This is a genomic window from Staphylococcus sp. AC872 (genome assembly GCF_979255425.1).
The window spans coordinates 1-268 of sequence record NZ_CEEDKW010000060.1; the positions used below are offsets into that span (position 1 = coordinate 1).

General features: G+C 63.1%; 1 pseudogene. It reads left to right on the forward strand.

Annotation, left to right across the window (positions count from 1 at the left end):
• Window positions 1–268, forward strand: a pseudogene (proA, locus tag ACZ267_RS12925) (glutamate-5-semialdehyde dehydrogenase); the annotation flags it as partial.

A 268-nucleotide genomic window follows, 5' to 3' on the forward strand; every position in this document is an offset into this window, starting at 1 on the left:
GTATGCGACCAAGGACGTCGAACTGCGCGCCGACCCGGAAGCGTTCGCGATCCTGGCCGGTTATCCGCACCTGGTCGCGGCAACGGAAGAAGACTGGTCGACCGAATACCTGGCCCCGATCCTGGCCGTGAAGGTGGTGGCCGGCATCGACGAGGCGATGGACCACATCGATGCGTATTCGTCGAAGCACACCGAATCGATCGTCACCGAAGACCACAGCGGCGCCATGCGCTTCTTGCGCGAAGTCGACTCGGCGTCGGTCATGATC